This window comes from Streptomyces sp. NPDC033177, from assembly GCF_055577715.1.
On record NZ_JBVIPS010000003.1, the window covers coordinates 299363 to 316379 of the forward strand.

The following is a 17017-nucleotide window of genomic DNA, read 5'->3' on the forward strand; positions in this document are numbered from 1 at the left end:
GAACGCACCCAAGCCCCACAAGCACCTGCGGGGGGACGGGATAAATGTCAGGGCGGTCCTCCTGCCCAATTGTCGACCGGACACGGAAACGCACAACGTGGGCCCCGGGGCTTTCGCCCCGGGCCCCACGTCGTTCGCCGCGCCGATGTGCCTAGATGCGCAGCAGCCGTTCCGTGGCTTCGCGGTACTGCCGCAGTGCCAGGCGCAGTTCTTCCGTGTGCGCCTCGGTGTCGTGGTTCTGCCAGCTTGCGCGCAGGACACGACGGTGTTCCGTGAGGGTTTCGGTCAGGTGCCTGACGGCGTCGTCGAAGAGGCTGTCGGCCTCTTCCACCGCCTGGCGCGGGCTCTCGACGAAGGTGCTGAGAGCCTGCTGGAGCCGCAGACCGAACTTGTCGTGGTCGGCCTGCGGGAGCAGGGCGGAGCCGACGTCGGCGCCAGGGGTGTGGGCTCCAGGCGTGTGGGCGCCGGGGGTGTGGGAGCCGAGGTCGGGAGAGCCCGGGTCATGGGTTCCTGGGGCGTGCGTGCCGGTCGCAGGGGAGCCTGCGGCAGGAGCGCCCGGGGCAGGGGGAGCGGGGGTCGCCGCCGGAGCGGTGGCGGGAGCGGGGATGCCGCTGCCCGTGGCCTGCTCGCGCGGTGTGGTGTGTCGGGCGTCAGTCATGACGTGCCACTTCCCTTCGCGTGGCGCCGGGGCAGTGCCCACGGTGCGTGGCCGCGGTCGGCGGTGGAGTGCCGGTCGTTCCGGGTGGAGTCGACCGTGTGCTCGGTGACGAGTGCGTCGAAGAGGCGTCGGGCCTCGACCATGGCCTCGCGCATCTCCTCGGTGCCGCCCTGTCCCCGCGCTGCCGTGTGCACACGGCGGTAGCCGTGGACGTGGTGCGCGTGGTGGACGGAGAGCGCGGACACCTGCTCGTCGAAGCGCTCACCGTCGGGGAAGCCGCGGTCCCTGGCCAGACGGGCGAGGAGTGCGTCGGCCTCGACGACGGCCTGCTGGGGGGATTCGACGAACTGCTCCTGTACGCCTGCCCACTGAGCCACGTAGCGCTCGCGGGCGCCGGGCGGCAGCGGTTCGGCCTTGACGGAGCCGTGGAGCCGTACGCGCTCGCGCAACTCCTGTTCGGCTGCCCGCACGTCCCCGTCGTGACGGGCCACGGTGTGGTCGTACTCGGGCCCGAAGCGGTGCTTCAGACTCTGCCCGCCGCCCTTGGCTCGCCGCATGACGACGAAGAGGACGGCGGCTGCCGCGATGACGACCACGGCGATGATGACGGCGGTGATCATGGCTGCCTCCCTTGATGTCGTGGTGTGATCAGTTGATCTCGTGTTTCGTCCAGCGCTGAAGCCGGCCGATGGGCACCCACGCGACGCGGGCACCGACCGGGGCGTCTGTGATCAGCGGCTGAACGACTGCTTCCGTGTTCGCATGGCGGCCGAGTACCCCCATGTTCGGCAAACAGTCGACCGAGTGCCGATTCACGTCTCAGGAGGCGCCGAAGGTACGCCGGTAGGCCTCGGGCGGCAGACCCGTGACGCGGGTGAAGTGACGCCGCAGCGTGGCGGACGTCCCCATGCCCGTCCGGGCCGCGATCCGCTCGACGCTCTCGTCGCCCGACTCCAGCAACTCCTGTGCCAGGCGCACACGTTGACCGAGCAGCCAGCGCAGCGGCGCCGTGCCCGTGACGGCATGGAAGTGCCGCGACAGATTGCGGCTGCTCATGCCCGCCTGCCGGGCCAGGTCCTCCACGGTGAGCTGCTGGTCGAGGCGGGCGAGTATCCAGGGCAGCAGATCGGCCAGGGGGTGGTCGCGACCGTGCGTCACGGGTGCCGGGATGAACTGCGCCTGGCCGCCGTCCCGGTGGGGCGGGGTCACGAGCCGCCGGGCCAGTGCGTTGGCCACCGTCGCCCCGTGGTCGGCGCGCACGATGTGCAGGCACAGGTCCATGCCGGCGGCCTTGCCCGCCGAGGTGAGCACGCTGCCCTCGTCGGTGAAAAGAACCCCGGCGTCGACCGTGACGCGGGGGTGGAGCGCGGCGAGCCGCTCGGCGTGGGCCCAGTGCGTGGTGGCCCGGCGGCCGTCGAGCAGGCCGGCCGCGGCCAGGACGAAGGCGCCGGTGCACAGCGAGACGATGCGGGCACCTGACGCGTGGGCGGTGCGCAGGGCTTCGGTCAACTCGCCCGGTGGAACGCCGCCGATGTCGCGCCAGGCCGGGACGATCACCGTCTGCGCGGTGGCGACGGCTTCCAGGCCCTGCGTGGGCTCGGCGTGCAACCACTGCCCGACGCGTGTACCGGCCGCGCCGCACACGGTGAACGCGTACCAGGACCCGGCCAGATCGGAGTGGTCCGAACCGAAGACCTCGAAGGCCGCGGCGGCCTCGAAAAGCATGCTGCCCTCGGGAAGTGCCATCGCCACGGTCCGCATGTCCGAAACTGTACGCCCCTCGTCATTCCGGCCGCTGGTGATGTGCGGGACGGGCGCGGAACATGGTGCGGGCAGGGCGCAACCGCCCTCGGGACAACGGGAGTCGACGATGAGCAACACCCCTTCCACGCCCACCGCGCAGGACGCCGGCGTCCGGTCCGACGGACGCACGGTCGCCGTCATCGGCGCGTACGGCCACACCGGCCGCTTCGTCGTGGCGGAGTTGCTGCGCCGCGGCCTGACACCGCTGCTCGTCGGACGGGACCAGGAGAAGCTGGAGGCACTGCGCGGCCTGGCCCCCGGTGCGCCGGTGCGCGTGGCATCCACCGGGGACGCGGCGTCCCTGGACCGCGCGCTCGACGGTGCCTCGGCGGTCGTCAACTCCGCGGGGCCGTTCCTCGACACGGCCCTTCCCATGGCCGACGCGGCGCTGCGCGCGGGCATCCCGTACCTGGACGTCGGCGCCGAACAGGGCGTCAGCGCCGCCCTGTTCGACACCTACGGCGAGCGCGCACGAGAGGCGGGCGTCGTCATCGCCCCGTCTCTGGCGTTCTACGGCGGCCTGGGCGACCTGCTGGCCACCGCGGCGCTGGGGGAGTGGCCGGACGCGGACGAGATCACTCTCGCGTACGCCCTCGACAGCTGGCACCCGACCCAGGGCACCCGGCGCACCGGTGAGAGCAACGCCGGGCGGCACCTCGTGTACACCGGAGGTGAACTGCGCCCGTTCGACTACTCCCAGGACGCCTTCCCGTGGGACTTCCCCGAGCCGTTCGGCACCCAGGACGCCTCCGCGTTCGCGACCGCCGACCAGGTCACCCTGCCGCGCCACGTGCGGACCCCCGAGGTGCGGGCGGTGATGAACCTCGCGCCGCTGCGCGACATCCGGGCCGAGGAGACCCCGGCGCCCGAGCCCGCCGACGCCGCCGGGCGCTCCGCGCAGACCTTCCTCGTCGAGGCGGTCGTACGGCGCGGCAAGGAGATCCGCCGCGCGGTCGCTGGCGGGCGTGACATCTACGCCGTGACGGCACCGCTCGTCGTGGAGGCCGTCGAGCGCCTCCTCGACGGACGCGGCAAGGCGCCGGGCGTACGCGCGGCCGGGGAGGCCTTCGACGCCGCGGACTTCCTGCGGGCGCTCACCCCCGAGCACCTGACCCGGCTCGACCTGCCGTCCTGACGGGCCCGACACGCCCCGCTCCATGGAGGGCGCCCCAGATCGAGGCCGTCCCCGGCGTGTACGTCATCTCGCAGACGGACGACAGCTTCCTCGCCATGGCGCGGGCCCGCGCCATGCTGCCTGACGTCCTGGTCATCGACCTCGGCGCCCGTTCCGCCGGCGACGCCGCGACGGTCATCGACCACGCCCGGCAACTGCGGCCGCCCAGCCACATCCTGGTCCACTCGGGCGACACCTTGGGGCTCGGGCACGCGCTGGCGCAGCTCGCGGGCGACGCGGCCCCGCCAGCGTGAGGACGCCCTACGCCTCCGCGACCCGCACCGAGAGCCCGTAGTCCAACTCGGACCCGTCGACCAGAAGTGCCTCGACGGTGCGGGTCTCGGGGTCGATGTCGGCCTCCATGCCGTCACCGGCGAACCGGGGGAACCCGGAGGCCCCGGTCTCGCCCGTGGCCACCACGACGGCCGAGCGCAGAGCGTCGCGGCCATCGGTGGTGCTTGAGCCGTCCCCCGAGAACTCGGGGACCAGCAGGATCTCGAAACGCTGCGGGACAGTGTTCATGACCGTGACGCTAGACAGGAGTCGCGCACCACGCACGTCCAACGCTGCCGCCCGGCGCCGCCCACCGCGCTGGCCGAGCGTCATCTCGGCGCGGACGGTGGCCTCGGCCGTGCCGGACGGGCCCACGGTGAACAGGACGTGGGTGCCCGTCACCGAGGTGCCCGAGGTGTCACCAACCGGGAGCTAAGGGCGCGCGTAGGGCCGGGTCATGATCTCCATGTTGTGGCCGTCCGGATCGTCGAAGTACGCGCCACGACCGCCGAACCAACGGTTGATCTGGCCGGGTTCGGTATGGCTGGGGTCCGCGTAGTAGGTGACCCCGATTGCCTCCAGGCGGGCGATCATCGCGTCGAACTGTTCGTCGGGCACGAGGAACGCGTAGTGCTGGGACTGGACCGGCTCATCGGTCAGCTCGTAATAGTCGAGCGTCACGCCGTTGCCCAGGTCGACCGGCAGGAACGGTCCGAACGGGGCGCCGACCTTCAGGCCCAGGATCACGGCGAGGAACTCGGCGGACAGCTGCCGGTCCCTGGCGTTGACGACGGTGTGGTTCAACTGGACGGTCGTCACAGGCGAATCGGGGTCGTGCGAGTGCTGGTGCTGCGGCATGTGTGAGATCTCTTCCGGGTCTTGGAATCCACTGACGGTGCGCCGCATGGGGCGCTGTGGGAAGTCGGAAGAGGGGACGGCGGGGCTCTGGCCCGCCTCGCGCTCACGCCAAGGCCGGATGCCTCACTCGTACGTGGCCCATGGCCGACCCGGCAGTCACCCGGGTGATCTTAAGCGGTGCCGCGAGGCGGGACAACGCCGTTTTCGGTCGCATCGGAGGGGCGCCCCCGTCGCGCCCGACCGGCGGCACACCCCGGGCGGCCGGGCGTTAGCCTCGTCCGGGACGACTGGGCAGCGGAACGGAGACGGGCGTGGCGGAGCAGGAGCGACGGCCCCGGCGGCGGGGGCAGGGTGAGCTGGAGGCGCAGGTCCTCTCGGCCCTGCGCGAGGCGGAGGGCCCCGCGACCGCGGGCTGGGTGCAGGAGCGGCTCGGCGGGGACCTCGCGTACACGACCGTCGTGACGATCCTGAGCCGCCTCCTCGAAAAGGGCGCGGTGACGCGCGAGCGCGCGGGACGCTCCTTCGCGTGGACGCCGTCGGCCGACGAGGCGGGCCTCGCGGCACGCAAGATGCGCAAGGTGCTCGACGGCGAGCGCGACCGGGAGGCGGTCCTCACCAGCTTCCTCACCGCGCTGCCGCCGGGCGACGAGCAGGTGCTGCGTGAGCTGTTGCGGCAGGCCGAGGCGGAGAAGGACGTCTGAACCGTCATGGGGATGTTCGTCCTTCTGCCGCTCGTGCTGCCGCTGACGGCCTGGCCGGTCGCCCGGCTCGCCGAGCAGCGGCTGCACCCGCGGACGGCGACCCGGCTGCTCACGACGGTCGCCGCGGTCATGGCGCTCTGCAGCACGCTGTGCCTGGGCCTCCTGATGGTCGTCGGCACGGCGCAACTGCCCGGCAACCCGCTGCCCGACGGCTGGTCGGACCCCGAGGTGCGCGCGGCCGTCCCGTACGACGGGGTCGCCGGACGCCTTGCCATCCCGGGGCTGCTCGCCGTGGCCCTGGCCTGCGGCAGGACACTGTGGCGCCACCGCCAGGTACGCCGCCGCGCCCACCGCGCGCTCGCCGGTCTTCCCGGCACCGCCGTCGCCGTCCTGCCCGACACCGTGCCTTACGCCTACGCGCTGCCCGGCGGCGCCCGCGACCGGGTCGTGGTGACCACCGCGCTGCTCGACTGCCTCGCCCCCGCCGAGCGCCGCGCCCTGTTCGCCCATGAGCGCGCCCACCTCGCGACCCGGCACCACCGCTACCTCCTCGCCGTACAGCTGGCCGCCCGCGCCAATCCGTTCCTGCGCCCGCTGCGTACCGCCGTGGCCTACACGACCGAGCGCTGGGCCGACGAGGACGCCGCCCATGCCGTCGACGACCGCAGGGCCGTGGCCCGCGCGATCGGCAAGGCGGCCCTTCACTCTCGGGGCGCCCCGTCCCCGACCCTGGCCGGGCTCGCGGCGCCGGGGCCCGTGCCGCGCCGGGTCGCGGCCCTCCTCGGGCCCGCTCCCTCGGCGCGCAGCTGGCCGTCGCTGTTCACCGCGGTGGGGCTCGCGGCGTGGGCGGCCGCCGCGGGGGCGGCGGTCTCCGCCATGTCATCGGCGAACTCCGCCGTGACGATGGTCATGATCCTGCACGCGGCCACACCGCTTTAGGGCACAAGTCCCAGGTTTTGGGGCACAGGTCCCGCCCGACTCGCTTTGCCGTTCCTTTACAGTGGCTGTAGAAGCACCACCGCTTCCATGCCACCGCCCTCGTACGACACTTCGTACGAGTACGAGAAGGAGCCACGGACCCGCAATGGGTGAGCCTCCCAGTACGAACCGTGCCACGTCCCGTCCGCTGTCCGAGCGTGAGGGAACGGGGGTGGCACGGTGACCGAGATCCTGCTTCTGCTGCTCGCCCTGCTCCTCACGCTCGCCTGCGCGGTCTTCGTGGCGGCCGAGTTCTCCCTGACCACCGTCGAGCGCGGTGACCTGGAGCGCGCCGCCGAGGCGCGCGAGCGGGGCGCCGAAAGCGCCCTCAAGGCGGTCCGGCGCCTCACCCTCCAGCTGTCCGGCGCCCAGCTCGGCATCACCGTCACCTCGCTGGTCATCGGCATGCTCGCCGAGCCCTCGCTCGCGGCGCTCCTGCGCGGCCCGCTGGAGGCGGCGGGTCTCGGGGGCGCCGCTCCGACCGTGGCCACCCTGCTCGGTGTGGCGCTGTCCACCGTGATCCTGATGGTGGTCGGTGAGCTGGTGCCCAAGAACTGGGCGATCTCCCGGCCGCTGGCCGTCGCCAAGGTGGTCGCGGCACCCCAGCGCGGCTTCACCACCGCCTTCGGGCCGTTCATCCGGCATCTGAACAACACCGCGAACCACGTCGTACGCCGCTTCGGCCTGGAACCCGCCGAGGAGTTGGCCTCCGCACGCACCCCCGAGGAACTGGTCGCCCTGGCCCGGAGGTCGGCGGCCGAGGGCGCCCTGGAGGCGGACTCCGCCGAACTGTTCGTGCGCACCCTGCACCTGAGCGAGCTGACCGCGGAGAACGTGATGACGCCGCGCGTCGACGTACGGGCCCTGGAGGCGCAGGCCACGGCCGCCGACGCGGCGAACCTGACGCACGCCACGGGCCTGTCCCGCTTCCCCGTCTTCCGCGACAGCCTGGACGAGGTCATCGGCACCGTCCACATCCGCGACGTGCTCGCCCTGGCCCCCGACAAGCGCCGGCTCACCCCGGTCACCGACCTGGCCACCGAGCCCCTGCTCGTGCCCGACAGCCTGCCCGCCGACCGGCTGCTCGAACGGATGCGGGAGACCCGCACGATGGCCGTGGTCATCGACGAGTACGGCGGCACGGCCGGTGTGGCGACGGTGGAGGACATCGTCGAGGAGGTCGTCGGCGAGGTCCGCGACGAACACGACCCCGTCGAGGTCCCCGACCTGCTGCCCGCCCAGGCGGCCCCGGACGGCCGCACCGTGTGGGAGGCCGACGGGAGCGTCCGCATCGACCAGCTCGCCGCGATAGGACTCACCGCGCCCGAGGGGCCGTACGAGACCGTGGCCGGACTGATCGCCACCCGGCTCTCCCGCATCCCGGCCCAGGGGGACGCCGTCGACCTGGACGGATGGCAACTCTCCGTCCTGGCGGTCGAGCACCACCGCGCCGACCGGATCCGCATCACCGAACCCGCACTTCAGGTGCTCCGCCAGGCCGTGGAGGAAGCCCGATGACCACGCTCCAGCTCGCCATCGGCGCCCTGACCCTGCTCACCAACGCCTTCTTCGTCGGCGCCGAGTTCGCCTTGATCTCCGTGCGCCGCAGCCAGATCGAACCCCGCGCCCAGGCGGGCGACAAGCGCGCCCGCATCACCCTGTGGGGCCTGCAGCACATCTCCGCGATGATGGCCACCGCCCAACTCGGCATCACCGTCTCCTCGTTGGTGCTCGGCGCGGTCGCCGAACCCGCCATCGCGCACCTCCTGGAGCCCGCCTTCGAGGCGGTCCACATCCCGCACGCCCTGGTGCACCCGATCGCCTTCGTCATCGCCCTGACGGTGGCGACGTATCTGCACATGCTGATCGGCGAGATGATCCCCAAGAACATCGCGCTCGCCGCGCCCGCCAGGACCGCCCTGCTGCTCGGCCCGCCGCTGGTGGCGTTCACCCGCGCCCTCAGGCCGTTCGTCTTCGGCATCAACGCCTTCGCCAACACCCTCCTCAAGCTGCTCAAGGTCGAACCGAAGGACGAGGTCGAGTCCGTCTACACCGACGACCAGCTCGCCCGCATGGTCGTCGACTCCAGCGAGGCGGGCCTCCTCTCGGCGGCCGACGGCGAGCGGCTGCGCGACGCCCTTGAACTGGGCACCCGGCCGGTCGGCGAGATCCTGGTGCCTGTCGCCAAGATGCGCACCGTCGAACACACGGTCACCCCGGCGCGCCTGGAGCAGGTGGCCGCGGACGCGGGCTTCTCCCGCTTCCCGGTGACAGGGCCCGAGGGCACCCTGCTGGGCTACCTCCACATCAAGGACACCCTCGGCATCGCCGAGCGGGACCGGCCCTTCCCGCGCGCCGCGTTGCACGTGGTCACGCGGGTGCACATCGCCACGCCGCTCGACGACACGCTCACCGCGCTGCGCGCCGCGGGCAGTCACCTGGCGGCGGTCACCGGCGAGAGCGGCACGGTGCTCGGGTTCGTCACCATGGAGGACGTGCTGTCCGAGCTGGTCGGCCCCGCACCGGCGGCGCTCAGCTGATTCACAGGTGGCGCGACTGTACGTGCGGGGGCTCCGGTGGCTAGGGTGCCCGTGATGTTCTACACAGGTGTAGCACCCGCACTGGACGGGAGACGCGAGACCGCGGGCCCGGGTTCCCCCGGGAGGTCCCGTGAGTGAGCCTGTCCGCTCGATACACCGGGCCGGGGCATCGCGCGCGCCGCTGCCCGCCGCGCGCGATGCCCCTCCGGCGGCTCCGGAGCCCTCCACGGTGGTGCCGAAGCCTCCGGTCAAGCGCCGGGACTCGTTCTTCGACAACGCCAAGTACCTGGCGATCGTGCTGGTCGCGATGGGCCACGCCTGGGAGCCGCTGCGCGGCGACAGCAGGGCGGCCGCCGCGCTCTACATCACCGTCTACACCTTCCACATGCCGGCGTTCATCGTCATCTCCGGCTACTTCTCGCGGAGTTTCGACGCGAGCCCCGGCCGCCTCAAGCGCCTGGTGACGGGCATCGCGGTGCCGTACGTCATCTTCGAGGTGGCCTATACCTTCTTCAAGCGCTGGGCGGGCGACGACCCGACGTACCCGATCAGCCTCCTCGACCCCTGGTATCTCACCTGGTTCCTGGTCGCGCTCTTCGTCTGGCGCCTCACCACCCCGCTGTGGAAGGTGGTCCGTTGGCCGCTCCCCATAGCGCTGGCCATCGCCGTGCTCGCCTCCGTCTCGCCGGACATCGGCGACGACCTGGACCTCCAACGCGTCCTGCAGTTCCTGCCGTTCTTCGTCCTCGGCCTGTGCCTGAAGCCCGAGCACTTCCAGATCGTGCGCCGCCGGGAGGCCCGCATCCTGGCGCTGCCGGTCTTCGCCGTGGCCCTGCTCTTCGCGTACTGGGCGGCGCCGCGCATGAACGCCGCCTGGTTCTACCGCCGGGACAGCGCGCAGGAACTGGCGGCACCCGGCTGGTCCGGGGCCGTGATGACGCTCGGGATGTTCGGCTGCTCGGTGATCCTCGTCGCGTGCTTCTTCGCCTGGGTGCCGGGCCGCAGGCTGTGGTTCACCGCGCTCGGCGCGGGCACCCTCTACGGCTATCTGCTGCACGGCTTCGTCGCCAAGGGCTCCCGCTTCTGGGACTGGTACGAACTGGACTGGCTGCACACCCCGCTGGGCGAGATCACGGTCACCCTCGGCGCGGCGGCCTTGATCACCGCGCTGTGCACGTCACCGGTGCAGCGCCTCTTCAAGTTCGCGATGGAACCCGAGATGGAGTGGGCGTTCAAGAAGGACGCGAAGGCGGTGGCACGCGGCAGGGGCACGCACCGGAGGAGCTGACACGGCGTGGCCCGCTCACGCCCGCTCATCGAAATCTGAGGGCGGCCCGTCGGTCTGCTGGGCAGCGGTGCGCAACAGCGGTATGCCAAGTGTTGACCCGTACGCCACGAGAGGGTGGGCCAGACATGTGGACCGCTGGATTCTGGAAGGCCACCGCGGAGCGTGCGCTCCGTACCTTCGCGCAGTCGCTCGCCGCCGTCCTGGTCGCCGGGGCGACCACCCTCCTGGACGTCGACTGGAAGGCGGCGCTCGCCACCGCGGGGATGGCGACGCTGCTCGCCGTGCTCACGGCGGTCGGTGCCGCCAACGCCGGGGCGCGCGGACCCGGCATCACGGAGACGCCGACCGCCCGCAAGGGACGGGCCGCGATCTAGGGAAGGACCGGCCGTCCGGCCTCCACCGAGATCCGCTCGCCCCGGAACCGCTCCCGCAGCCGCCGGTCGTGCGACACCACGACCAGCGTGCCGCGGTATCCCGCCAGTGCCTCGTCGAGTTCCTCGACCAGGGCGGGGGAGAGGTGGTTCGTCGGCTCGTCGAGCAGCAGGAGGTCGGCCGGGCGCGTCACCAGGCGTGCGAGCGCCAGGCGGCGGCGCTGGCCCACGGAGAGTCCCATCACCGGCACGGCCAGGTCCTCCTCGCGGAACAGGCCGAGGGCCAGGAGCGCTCGCGCGTGGTCCTCGGGGAGTCCGCCAAGACCTGCCGCGAAGGCGTCGAGCAGCGGCCGCGTCGTGTCCTCGTCGCCGATGTACTCGATCTCCTGCGGCAAGTAGCCCGCACGGGCGGGGAGTCGGACCTCCCCGCGATCCGGGGTGAGCGCACCGGCGAGGACGGCGAGCAGCGTCGACTTGCCCGCGCCGTTCACCCCGGTCACCAGCGTGCGCGAGCCCGGATCGAGGGCCAGGTGCTCGACGGCGAGGCGCTCGCCCACCGCGACGTCCGTCAGCGTGACCGGGCGTACGAAGGGGTGGTCGCCGCCTGCCAGGCCCTCGCCGGCCGTGAAGTGCAGGGGGTCGGGCGGGCGTGGCACCGGATCGGCGCGCAGCCTGCGCAGCCGCTCGCGCGCGTTGCGCACGATCCCGGAGAGCTGGCCCTCCACCGACCGGTTGTTGCTCGCGAAGCGAGGGCTCTCGCTCATCCGCCAGCCGACCGCGATCCGCCGGGAACCGCCCTCGGCGAGCTTCTCCTGGCGCGCGACCTCCTCGCTCCACTCGCGGTAGCGCTCCTCCCAGCGGCGCCTGGCCGTGGCGCGCTGTTCCAGATAGCCGTGCCAGCCGCCGCCGAAGCGGGCCACGGACCTGCGGTCGCCGTCGACCTCGACGATCACCTCGGCGACCCGGTCGAGGAAGACGCGGTCGTGGGTGACGGCCACGACCGTGCCCCGGTGGGCGCGCAGCCGCTCCTCCAGCCAGCCGAGCGCCTGGTCGTCCAGGTGGTTCGTCGGCTCGTCCAGGAGGAGCAGCTCGGGCTGCGGGGCCAGGACGCAGGCGAGCGCGAGGCGCGCGGACTCACCGCCGGACAGCGAACCCAGGGTGCGCGCACGCTCCAGGTGCGGTAGGCCGAGACCGTGCAGCGCCGCGTCGAGGCGTGCGTCGGCGCGGTAGCCCTCACGTGCCTCGAAGGCGGCGACGAGGTCTCCGTACGCGGCCAGTTCGTCGGGGCCTGCCGAGCCGAGCGCCTCCTCCGCCTCGTGGATGCGCCGCTCCAGGTCCCGGAGCTCGGCGAGCGCGTCGTCCGCCGCGTCCTGCACGGTGGCGTGCGGCGGAAGGCGCAGGGTCTGCGCGAGGTAGCCGGTGCCGCCGTCAGAGACGACGGCCACCTCGCCGTCGGCGGGCGTGAACTCGCCCGCCATCAGGCGCAGGAGGGTCGACTTGCCCGAGCCGTTCTCGCCGATGACACACGCCTTCTCGCCGGGCCGCACCGACAGGGAGACCCGTTCGAGCACGGGCCGCTCCGGATAGCCGTACGACACGTCGCGCAGGACGAGTTGACTCACGGCGTACATCCCCCTCGCTTCGCAGCCCCAGCCGTAAGGCCTCGGCCTCAGACGGGCTGACCGAACAGCTCCCTCAGTACATCCTCCATGGTGACCATGCCGGCCAGCCTGCCGTCCGAGCCGAGCACCGCCGCCACATGCGTGCGGCTGCCGCGCATCGCGGTCAGCACGTCGTCCAGCGGCGTGGTCTCCCTGACCTGGGCGATCTTCCGCATGTCCGGCACGCGGAACGGCAGGTCGCGCGGCATCCGGTCGAGCGCGTCCTTGACGTGCAGATAGCCGACGATGCGACGGCCGTCGTCCACGACGGGGAAGCGCGAGAAACCGGACTCCGCCGATAGCCGCTCCAGCTCCTCGGGCGTCACACCCACGCGGGCGTAGACCACGCTCTCCAGCGGGAGCACCACGTCCCTGACGGGGCGGCGGCCAAGCTCCAGGGCGTCGTGCAGCCGCTCCTGGGCGCGGTCGTCGAGCAGTCCGGCGTCGCCGGAGTCCTTGACCATCCGGGCGAGCTCGTCGTCCGAGAAGGACGCGCTCACCTCGTCCTTCGCCTCGACCCTGAGCAGCTTCAGGAGGCCGTTGGCGAAGGCGTTGATCGCGAAGATGACCGGGCGCAATGCCCGCGCGATCGCGACCAGCGGCGGGCCGAGCAGCAGAGCGGTGCGCACGGGCTCGGCCAGCGAGATGTTCTTGGGGATCATCTCGCCGAGCAGCATGTGCAGGTACGTGGCCAGGGCCAGGGCGATGACGAACGAGAGCGGGTGGACCAGGCCGTGCGGCACCCCGACGCCGTCGAACAGCGGCTCCAGGATGTGAGCGATCGCGGGTTCGGCGACGATGCCGAGCACCAGCGTGCACAGCGTGATGCCGAGCTGCGCGGCGGCGAGCAGCGCGGACACGTGCCGCAGGCCCCACAGCACGCTCTTGGCACGCCGGTCGCCGTCCTCGGCGTACGGCTCGATCTGGCTCCTTCGTACGGAGATGAGGGCGAACTCGGCGCCCACGAAGAAGGCGTTGACGACGAGGGTCGCAAGCCCGATCAGCAACTGGATGGCGGTCATCGCTCCTCCTCCTGGTGGTCGTCGTGCAGGGGCGCGTGCAGCAGGACGCGTGCCGCGCGGCGGCCACGGGCGTCCACGACGTCGAGCCGCCAGCCGCCCACCTCCAGGCTGTCGCCATCGGCGGGGATACGGCCGAGCTCGGTCGCGACGAGTCCGGCGAGCGTCTCGTAGGGCCCCTCCGGCGCGCGCAGGCCGACGCGGGCCAGCTGGTCGGTGCGGGCCGAGCCGTCGGCGGAGTACCGCGTGCGGCCTTCGCCGTCCGTGCCGTCGGGGGCGATGTCGGGCGTCTCGTGCGGGTCGTGCTCGTCCCGCACCTCGCCGACGACCTCCTCGACGATGTCCTCCAGGGTCGCGACGCCGGCCGTGCCGCCGTACTCGTCGATGACCACGGCCATCGTGCGCTTGCCGGAGAGCCGGTCGAGCAGACGGTCGACGGTCAGCGTCTCCGGTACGAGCAGGGGCTCGCGCATCAGCTCGGCCACGGGGAAGCGGGCCCGGCGCTCGGCCGGTACGGCCAGGACGTCCTTGATGTGCGCGACGCCGACGACCGAGTCGAGGTTGCCGCGGTAGACGGGGAAGCGGGACAGGCCCGTCGCCCGGGTGGCGTTCGCGACGTCCTCGCAGGTGGCCATCACGTCGAGGGCCATCACCTGGACGCGTGGCGTCATCACGTTCTGCGCGGAGAGGTCGGCGAGGTTCAGGGTGCGGACGAACAGCTCGGCGGTGTCAGGCTCGAGCGAGCCCTCCTTGGCGGAGTGCCGGGCGAGTGCCACCAGCTCCTTGGGGCTGCGCGCGGAGGCCAGCTCCTCGGTGGGCTGGATGCCGAAGCGGCGTACGGAGCGGTTCGCCGTGTTGTTGAGGTGCGCGATGAAGGGGCGGAACAGGGCGCTGAACAGGCGCTGGGGGGTCGCCACCCGTTTGGCGACGGCCAGTGGGGAGGAGATCGCCCAGTTCTTGGGGACCAGCTCGCCGACGACCATCAGGAAGACCGTCGACAGGGCCGTGCCGATGACCAGGGCGATCGACGAGGCCGCCGACGTGGGGATGCCCATGGCGCGCAGCGGGCCCGAGATCAGCTTCGCGATGGAGGACTCGGAGAGCATGCCGACGACCAGATTGGTGACGGTGATGCCCAGCTGGGCCCCGGAGAGCTGGAAGGTGAGGTTCTTGACGGCCTTGAGGGCGCCCGCGGCGCCGCGCTCACCGCGTTCGGCGGCTCGCTCCAGCTCGCTGCGCTCGACCGTCGTGAGGGAGAACTCGGCCGCGACGAAGACGCCACAGGCCAGCGACAGCAGTACCGCCACCAGGAGCAGGAGCACTTCGGTCATCGGGTCACCTCCGTCCCATGATCGGGCAGGGACCGGGGGAATGCGCGATGTCGGGTACTGGGAGGCTCGCCCATGGGCGGACGCTCACACCTTTCGTAGACGTTCGAGTGGTCCGTCCATGTTAAAGGATCAGCAAAGCCCACTCCTGCGGATCGCGTACGGGTACCCAGGGCTCGGCCGCTCAGTCGAGCAGGGGCTTGACCCACCGGCTCCACTGCGGCTGGGGCGCGTATCCCGCGGCGTGCCACGCGTGATGGGCGTCTTCGTTGCGGTCGAGGACCATGGCGTCGCCGCGGCGCCCGCCGAGGCCCAGGAAACGCTCCTCCGCCGCGGCGAGCAGCGCCGAGCCGACGCCCTGACGGCGGTGGTCCGGGTGCACGGCGAGTCGGTAGAGGTGACAGCGCCAGCCGTCGAAGCCGGCTATCACGGTGCCCATGAGGAGGCCGTCGCGTTCCGCGAGCAGCAGGGCCTCGGGGTCGCGGGTGACCAGGCGCGCCACCCCGTCGTGATCGTCGCTGACGCTCGTGCCCTGCGCGGCTTCGCGCCAGAACCGCAGTACGTCGTCGATGTCCGAAGGCGTTGCGTGGCGGATGTGGAGATCGCTCATGGGGGCGATGTAAGCAGTGCGGGCGCCCGGCGGGCGAGTGGTTTCCGCCGGGCGCTGCTGCCCGCCGGCCCGTGGCGGAAACCTGCGGTGGAAACTTTTTCTAGAAAATGTCTCTAGAAAGAGCGATGCTTGGTCCAGAATCTCGTTCATGGTCAATCGTGAGTCCGAGCCGGTGCATCAGCCCGTGCCCGGCAACCCCTACGTGCAGCCGGCACCCCCGGCGGGCACCACGCGAAAGCTCCGCCTCGCCCTCGGCGCCGGTGCCTTCGCCCTGGTCCTGATCGGTGTGGGCTTCTACGCCGTCACGCAAGCGGACGAGGACGGGAGGGGGAGCGGTTCCCGTGAGCCCGTCGCCGGGCAGACACGGCAATCGCCGGACAAGGAACCGGAGTCGGCGGCCCCGGACGGGGACTCCGGCGCGAAGGACGACGGGTCGGCCGCCGTCATCGACGTCAACGCGGGGCGCAAGGCCGGTGAGGCCAAGGCATGGGTCACCATGAACGACATCAAGCTGCCGGGCAAGGGCGCCCAGCTCCTCGACCTCTGGCACGTACCCGGCATCGTGGCCCAGGCGGGGCACGCCGAGGTCACCGGCTACCGGACCAAGGACGGCTCGAAGGCGTGGTCGGTACCGCTGCCCGGCACGGTGTGCGACACACCGGTGAACCCCACACCGGACGGCAAGGTCGTGGTGGCGTACACGAAGAGGAAGTCCGAGCAGAACTCGTCGTGCGACCAGCTGCGGATGATCGACCTGAAGACCGGTGAGAAGGGCTGGCACAAGGCACTCGTCGACGGCGGCTTCTGGGACGACACCAGCGCGACGCACGTGTCCATCACGGGCAGCACCGTCCTGGTCGACCAGAGCGCCACCATGCGGGCCTACCGCATCGGCGACGGCAAGCGGCTCTACACCACCGAGCGGGAGCGCAAGGGCGGTTGCTCGCTCGACGGCGTCGCGGGCGGCTCGCGGCTGCTCCAGGTGGAGTCCTGTCAGCCGGGCAGTCCCAGCACGCACGGCAGGCTCAAGAAGCTCGACCCCCGTACCGGCGACGTCGAGTGGAGCTACCGGACGAAGAAGGGCTGGAGCATCCATAAGGTCTACTCCGTCGACCCCGTCGTGGTCACCGTCAGGAACCGCGAGGAGTTGGACAAGTGGGCCGTGGTCGCCGTCGACGACAAGGGGGACCAGCGCTCCTGGATCAATGTCGACAAGGGCCCGCAGGAGTTCGAGATGTGCGCGGGGGCCGGGGACTCGGGCGAGGGCGTGCAGAACTGTCCGGGGGGAGCTGCCGACGCGGACACGTTCTATCTGGCGAGCGAACCCAAGGACGACCTCATCGGACCGAACAAGATCGTTGCCTACGACCTCCGTTCGGGGAAGACCAAGTGGTCCGGATCGGTCGGCGGGCGGAACATCGTGCCCGTCACCGTGGCCGGAGGCGACCGGCCCGGGTTGATCGCGTACGCGCGGCCGCGGGGCGGCAAGAGCGGGCAGACCGTGCGGTTCGGCCGCGGCGGCGGCAAGCCGGACGTGCTGCTGCGGCACACCTCGTCGGCCCAGACCATGGAGGTCGCGATGTTCGCCGGCAACATCCTGTACGCCGACGAGCGGTTCTTCGTGACCCCCACGCGCCTGGAGGGCAAGAGTCACGGCGGCAAGGGCGAGGAAGGCGACGCCCGCATGCTCTCCTTCGCCCGGTGAGGCCTCCGGCCGAGCAGCATGCCCCCAGACCCTCGCCAGCAGTGGAGACA

At 71.9% G+C, this 17017-nt stretch carries 18 protein-coding genes; 9 read left to right on the forward strand and 9 right to left on the reverse strand.

Features of this window, described 5'->3' with window-relative positions:
* Positions 1-151: 151 nt before the first annotated feature.
* The 3 genes from ACZ5U5_RS12455 to ACZ5U5_RS12465 form a co-directional block, all read right to left on the reverse strand.
* Entirely contained in the window at positions 152-658 is a 507-nt protein-coding gene (locus ACZ5U5_RS12455) for a hypothetical protein (RefSeq protein WP_469019900.1), read from the reverse strand.
* Complete coding sequence (locus tag ACZ5U5_RS12460; RefSeq protein ID WP_469019901.1) at positions 655-1278, reverse strand: hypothetical protein; 624 nt, start codon at positions 1276-1278, stop codon at positions 655-657. Before ACZ5U5_RS12460 ends, ACZ5U5_RS12455 begins: the two co-directional genes overlap by 4 nt.
* Before the next feature lie 199 nt (positions 1279-1477).
* Positions 1478-2419: a helix-turn-helix domain-containing protein gene (locus ACZ5U5_RS12465; RefSeq protein ID WP_469019903.1), complete on the reverse strand. Its 942-nt coding sequence runs from the start codon at positions 2417-2419 to the stop codon at positions 1478-1480.
* 109 nt (positions 2420-2528) lie between these two features.
* Between ACZ5U5_RS12465 and ACZ5U5_RS12470 the strand changes: the two genes are divergently transcribed.
* Both ACZ5U5_RS12470 and ACZ5U5_RS12475 read left to right on the forward strand, forming a co-directional pair.
* Positions 2529-3596 carry a saccharopine dehydrogenase family protein gene (locus ACZ5U5_RS12470; RefSeq protein WP_469019905.1) on the forward strand — a complete coding sequence of 356 codons (1068 nt, stop codon included), beginning with the start codon at positions 2529-2531 and terminating at the stop codon, positions 3594-3596.
* Between the two features lie 56 nt (positions 3597-3652).
* Entirely contained in the window at positions 3653-3889 is a 237-nt protein-coding gene (locus ACZ5U5_RS12475) for a hypothetical protein (RefSeq protein ID WP_469019907.1), read from the forward strand.
* Positions 3890-3896: 7 nt separating this feature from the next.
* Here the strand turns inward: ACZ5U5_RS12475 and ACZ5U5_RS12480 are convergent, their stop codons facing one another.
* Positions 3897-4157, reverse strand: coding sequence for a hypothetical protein (locus ACZ5U5_RS12480; RefSeq protein ID WP_469019908.1), 261 nt, complete (start codon positions 4155-4157; stop codon positions 3897-3899).
* Between the two features lie 183 nt (positions 4158-4340).
* Entirely contained in the window at positions 4341-4766 is a 426-nt protein-coding gene (locus tag ACZ5U5_RS12485; protein ID WP_469019910.1) for a VOC family protein, read from the reverse strand.
* A gap of 311 nt (positions 4767-5077) precedes the next feature.
* Between ACZ5U5_RS12485 and ACZ5U5_RS12490 the strand changes: the two genes are divergently transcribed.
* The 6 genes from ACZ5U5_RS12490 to ACZ5U5_RS12515 all read left to right on the forward strand — a co-directional run bounded on the left by ACZ5U5_RS12490 (position 5078) and on the right by ACZ5U5_RS12515 (position 10647).
* Complete coding sequence (locus tag ACZ5U5_RS12490) at positions 5078-5467, forward strand: BlaI/MecI/CopY family transcriptional regulator (protein ID WP_469019913.1); 390 nt, start codon at positions 5078-5080, stop codon at positions 5465-5467.
* A gap of 6 nt (positions 5468-5473) precedes the next feature.
* On the forward strand, positions 5474-6406 hold the full coding sequence (locus ACZ5U5_RS12495; RefSeq protein ID WP_469019914.1) for a M56 family metallopeptidase: 933 nt from the start codon (positions 5474-5476) through the stop codon (positions 6404-6406).
* A gap of 219 nt (positions 6407-6625) precedes the next feature.
* A complete protein-coding gene (locus tag ACZ5U5_RS12500) occupies positions 6626-7963 on the forward strand; it encodes a hemolysin family protein (protein ID WP_469019916.1) in 1338 nt (445 codons plus the stop codon).
* Positions 7960-8985, forward strand: coding sequence for a hemolysin family protein (locus ACZ5U5_RS12505; protein ID WP_469019918.1), 1026 nt, complete (start codon positions 7960-7962; stop codon positions 8983-8985). Before ACZ5U5_RS12500 ends, ACZ5U5_RS12505 begins: the two co-directional genes overlap by 4 nt.
* Positions 8986-9115: 130 nt before the next feature.
* Entirely contained in the window at positions 9116-10273 is a 1158-nt protein-coding gene (locus tag ACZ5U5_RS12510; RefSeq protein ID WP_469019919.1) for an acyltransferase family protein, read from the forward strand.
* A 125-nt stretch (positions 10274-10398) separates the two neighbouring features.
* Positions 10399-10647, forward strand: coding sequence for a holin (locus tag ACZ5U5_RS12515; protein ID WP_469019921.1), 249 nt, complete (start codon positions 10399-10401; stop codon positions 10645-10647).
* Here the strand turns inward: ACZ5U5_RS12515 and ACZ5U5_RS12520 are convergent.
* The 4 genes from ACZ5U5_RS12520 to ACZ5U5_RS12535 all read right to left on the reverse strand — a co-directional run bounded on the left by ACZ5U5_RS12520 (position 10644) and on the right by ACZ5U5_RS12535 (position 15262).
* Positions 10644-12275 (reverse strand): ABC-F family ATP-binding cassette domain-containing protein, encoded by a 1632-nt coding sequence (locus ACZ5U5_RS12520; protein ID WP_469019923.1) that lies wholly within the window; start codon positions 12273-12275, stop codon positions 10644-10646. The genes ACZ5U5_RS12515 and ACZ5U5_RS12520 overlap by 4 nt on opposite strands.
* A gap of 38 nt (positions 12276-12313) precedes the next feature.
* The gene (locus ACZ5U5_RS12525; RefSeq protein ID WP_469019925.1) at positions 12314-13327 is read right to left on the reverse strand and encodes a hemolysin family protein; all 1014 of its coding nucleotides are present in this window, start codon (positions 13325-13327) and stop codon (positions 12314-12316) included.
* Positions 13324-14655 carry a hemolysin family protein gene (locus tag ACZ5U5_RS12530; RefSeq protein ID WP_469019927.1) on the reverse strand — a complete coding sequence of 444 codons (1332 nt, stop codon included), beginning with the start codon at positions 14653-14655 and terminating at the stop codon, positions 13324-13326. Before ACZ5U5_RS12530 ends, ACZ5U5_RS12525 begins: the two co-directional genes overlap by 4 nt.
* Before the next feature lie 181 nt (positions 14656-14836).
* A complete protein-coding gene (locus tag ACZ5U5_RS12535; RefSeq protein ID WP_469019929.1) occupies positions 14837-15262 on the reverse strand; it encodes a GNAT family N-acetyltransferase in 426 nt (141 codons plus the stop codon).
* A gap of 148 nt (positions 15263-15410) precedes the next feature.
* Between ACZ5U5_RS12535 and ACZ5U5_RS12540 the strand changes: the two genes are divergently transcribed.
* The gene (locus ACZ5U5_RS12540) at positions 15411-16967 is read left to right on the forward strand and encodes an outer membrane protein assembly factor BamB family protein (protein ID WP_469019932.1); all 1557 of its coding nucleotides are present in this window, start codon (positions 15411-15413) and stop codon (positions 16965-16967) included.
* Positions 16968-17017 lie beyond the last annotated feature (50 nt).

Excerpts from the sequence above, each read along its gene's own strand:
- ACZ5U5_RS12455 (WP_469019900.1), bottom strand. The coding sequence starts at position 658 with ATGACTGACGCCCGACACACCACACCGCGCGAGCAGGCCACGGGCAGC.
- ACZ5U5_RS12460 (WP_469019901.1), bottom strand. The coding sequence starts at position 1,278 with ATGATCACCGCCGTCATCATCGCCGTGGTCGTCATCGCGGCAGCCGCC.
- ACZ5U5_RS12465 (WP_469019903.1), bottom strand. The coding sequence starts at position 2,419 with ATGCGGACCGTGGCGATGGCACTTCCCGAGGGCAGCATGCTTTTCGAG.
- ACZ5U5_RS12470 (WP_469019905.1), top strand. The coding sequence starts at position 2,529 with ATGAGCAACACCCCTTCCACGCCCACCGCGCAGGACGCCGGCGTCCGG.
- ACZ5U5_RS12480 (WP_469019908.1), bottom strand. The coding sequence starts at position 4,157 with ATGAACACTGTCCCGCAGCGTTTCGAGATCCTGCTGGTCCCCGAGTTC.
- ACZ5U5_RS12485 (WP_469019910.1), bottom strand. The coding sequence starts at position 4,766 with ATGCCGCAGCACCAGCACTCGCACGACCCCGATTCGCCTGTGACGACC.
- ACZ5U5_RS12495 (WP_469019914.1), top strand. The coding sequence starts at position 5,474 with ATGGGGATGTTCGTCCTTCTGCCGCTCGTGCTGCCGCTGACGGCCTGG.
- ACZ5U5_RS12505 (WP_469019918.1), top strand. The coding sequence starts at position 7,960 with ATGACCACGCTCCAGCTCGCCATCGGCGCCCTGACCCTGCTCACCAAC.
- ACZ5U5_RS12515 (WP_469019921.1), top strand. The coding sequence starts at position 10,399 with ATGTGGACCGCTGGATTCTGGAAGGCCACCGCGGAGCGTGCGCTCCGT.
- ACZ5U5_RS12520 (WP_469019923.1), bottom strand. The coding sequence starts at position 12,275 with ATGTACGCCGTGAGTCAACTCGTCCTGCGCGACGTGTCGTACGGCTAT.
- ACZ5U5_RS12525 (WP_469019925.1), bottom strand. The coding sequence starts at position 13,327 with ATGACCGCCATCCAGTTGCTGATCGGGCTTGCGACCCTCGTCGTCAAC.
- ACZ5U5_RS12530 (WP_469019927.1), bottom strand. The coding sequence starts at position 14,655 with ATGACCGAAGTGCTCCTGCTCCTGGTGGCGGTACTGCTGTCGCTGGCC.
- ACZ5U5_RS12535 (WP_469019929.1), bottom strand. The coding sequence starts at position 15,262 with ATGAGCGATCTCCACATCCGCCACGCAACGCCTTCGGACATCGACGAC.
- ACZ5U5_RS12540 (WP_469019932.1), top strand. The coding sequence starts at position 15,411 with ATGGTCAATCGTGAGTCCGAGCCGGTGCATCAGCCCGTGCCCGGCAAC.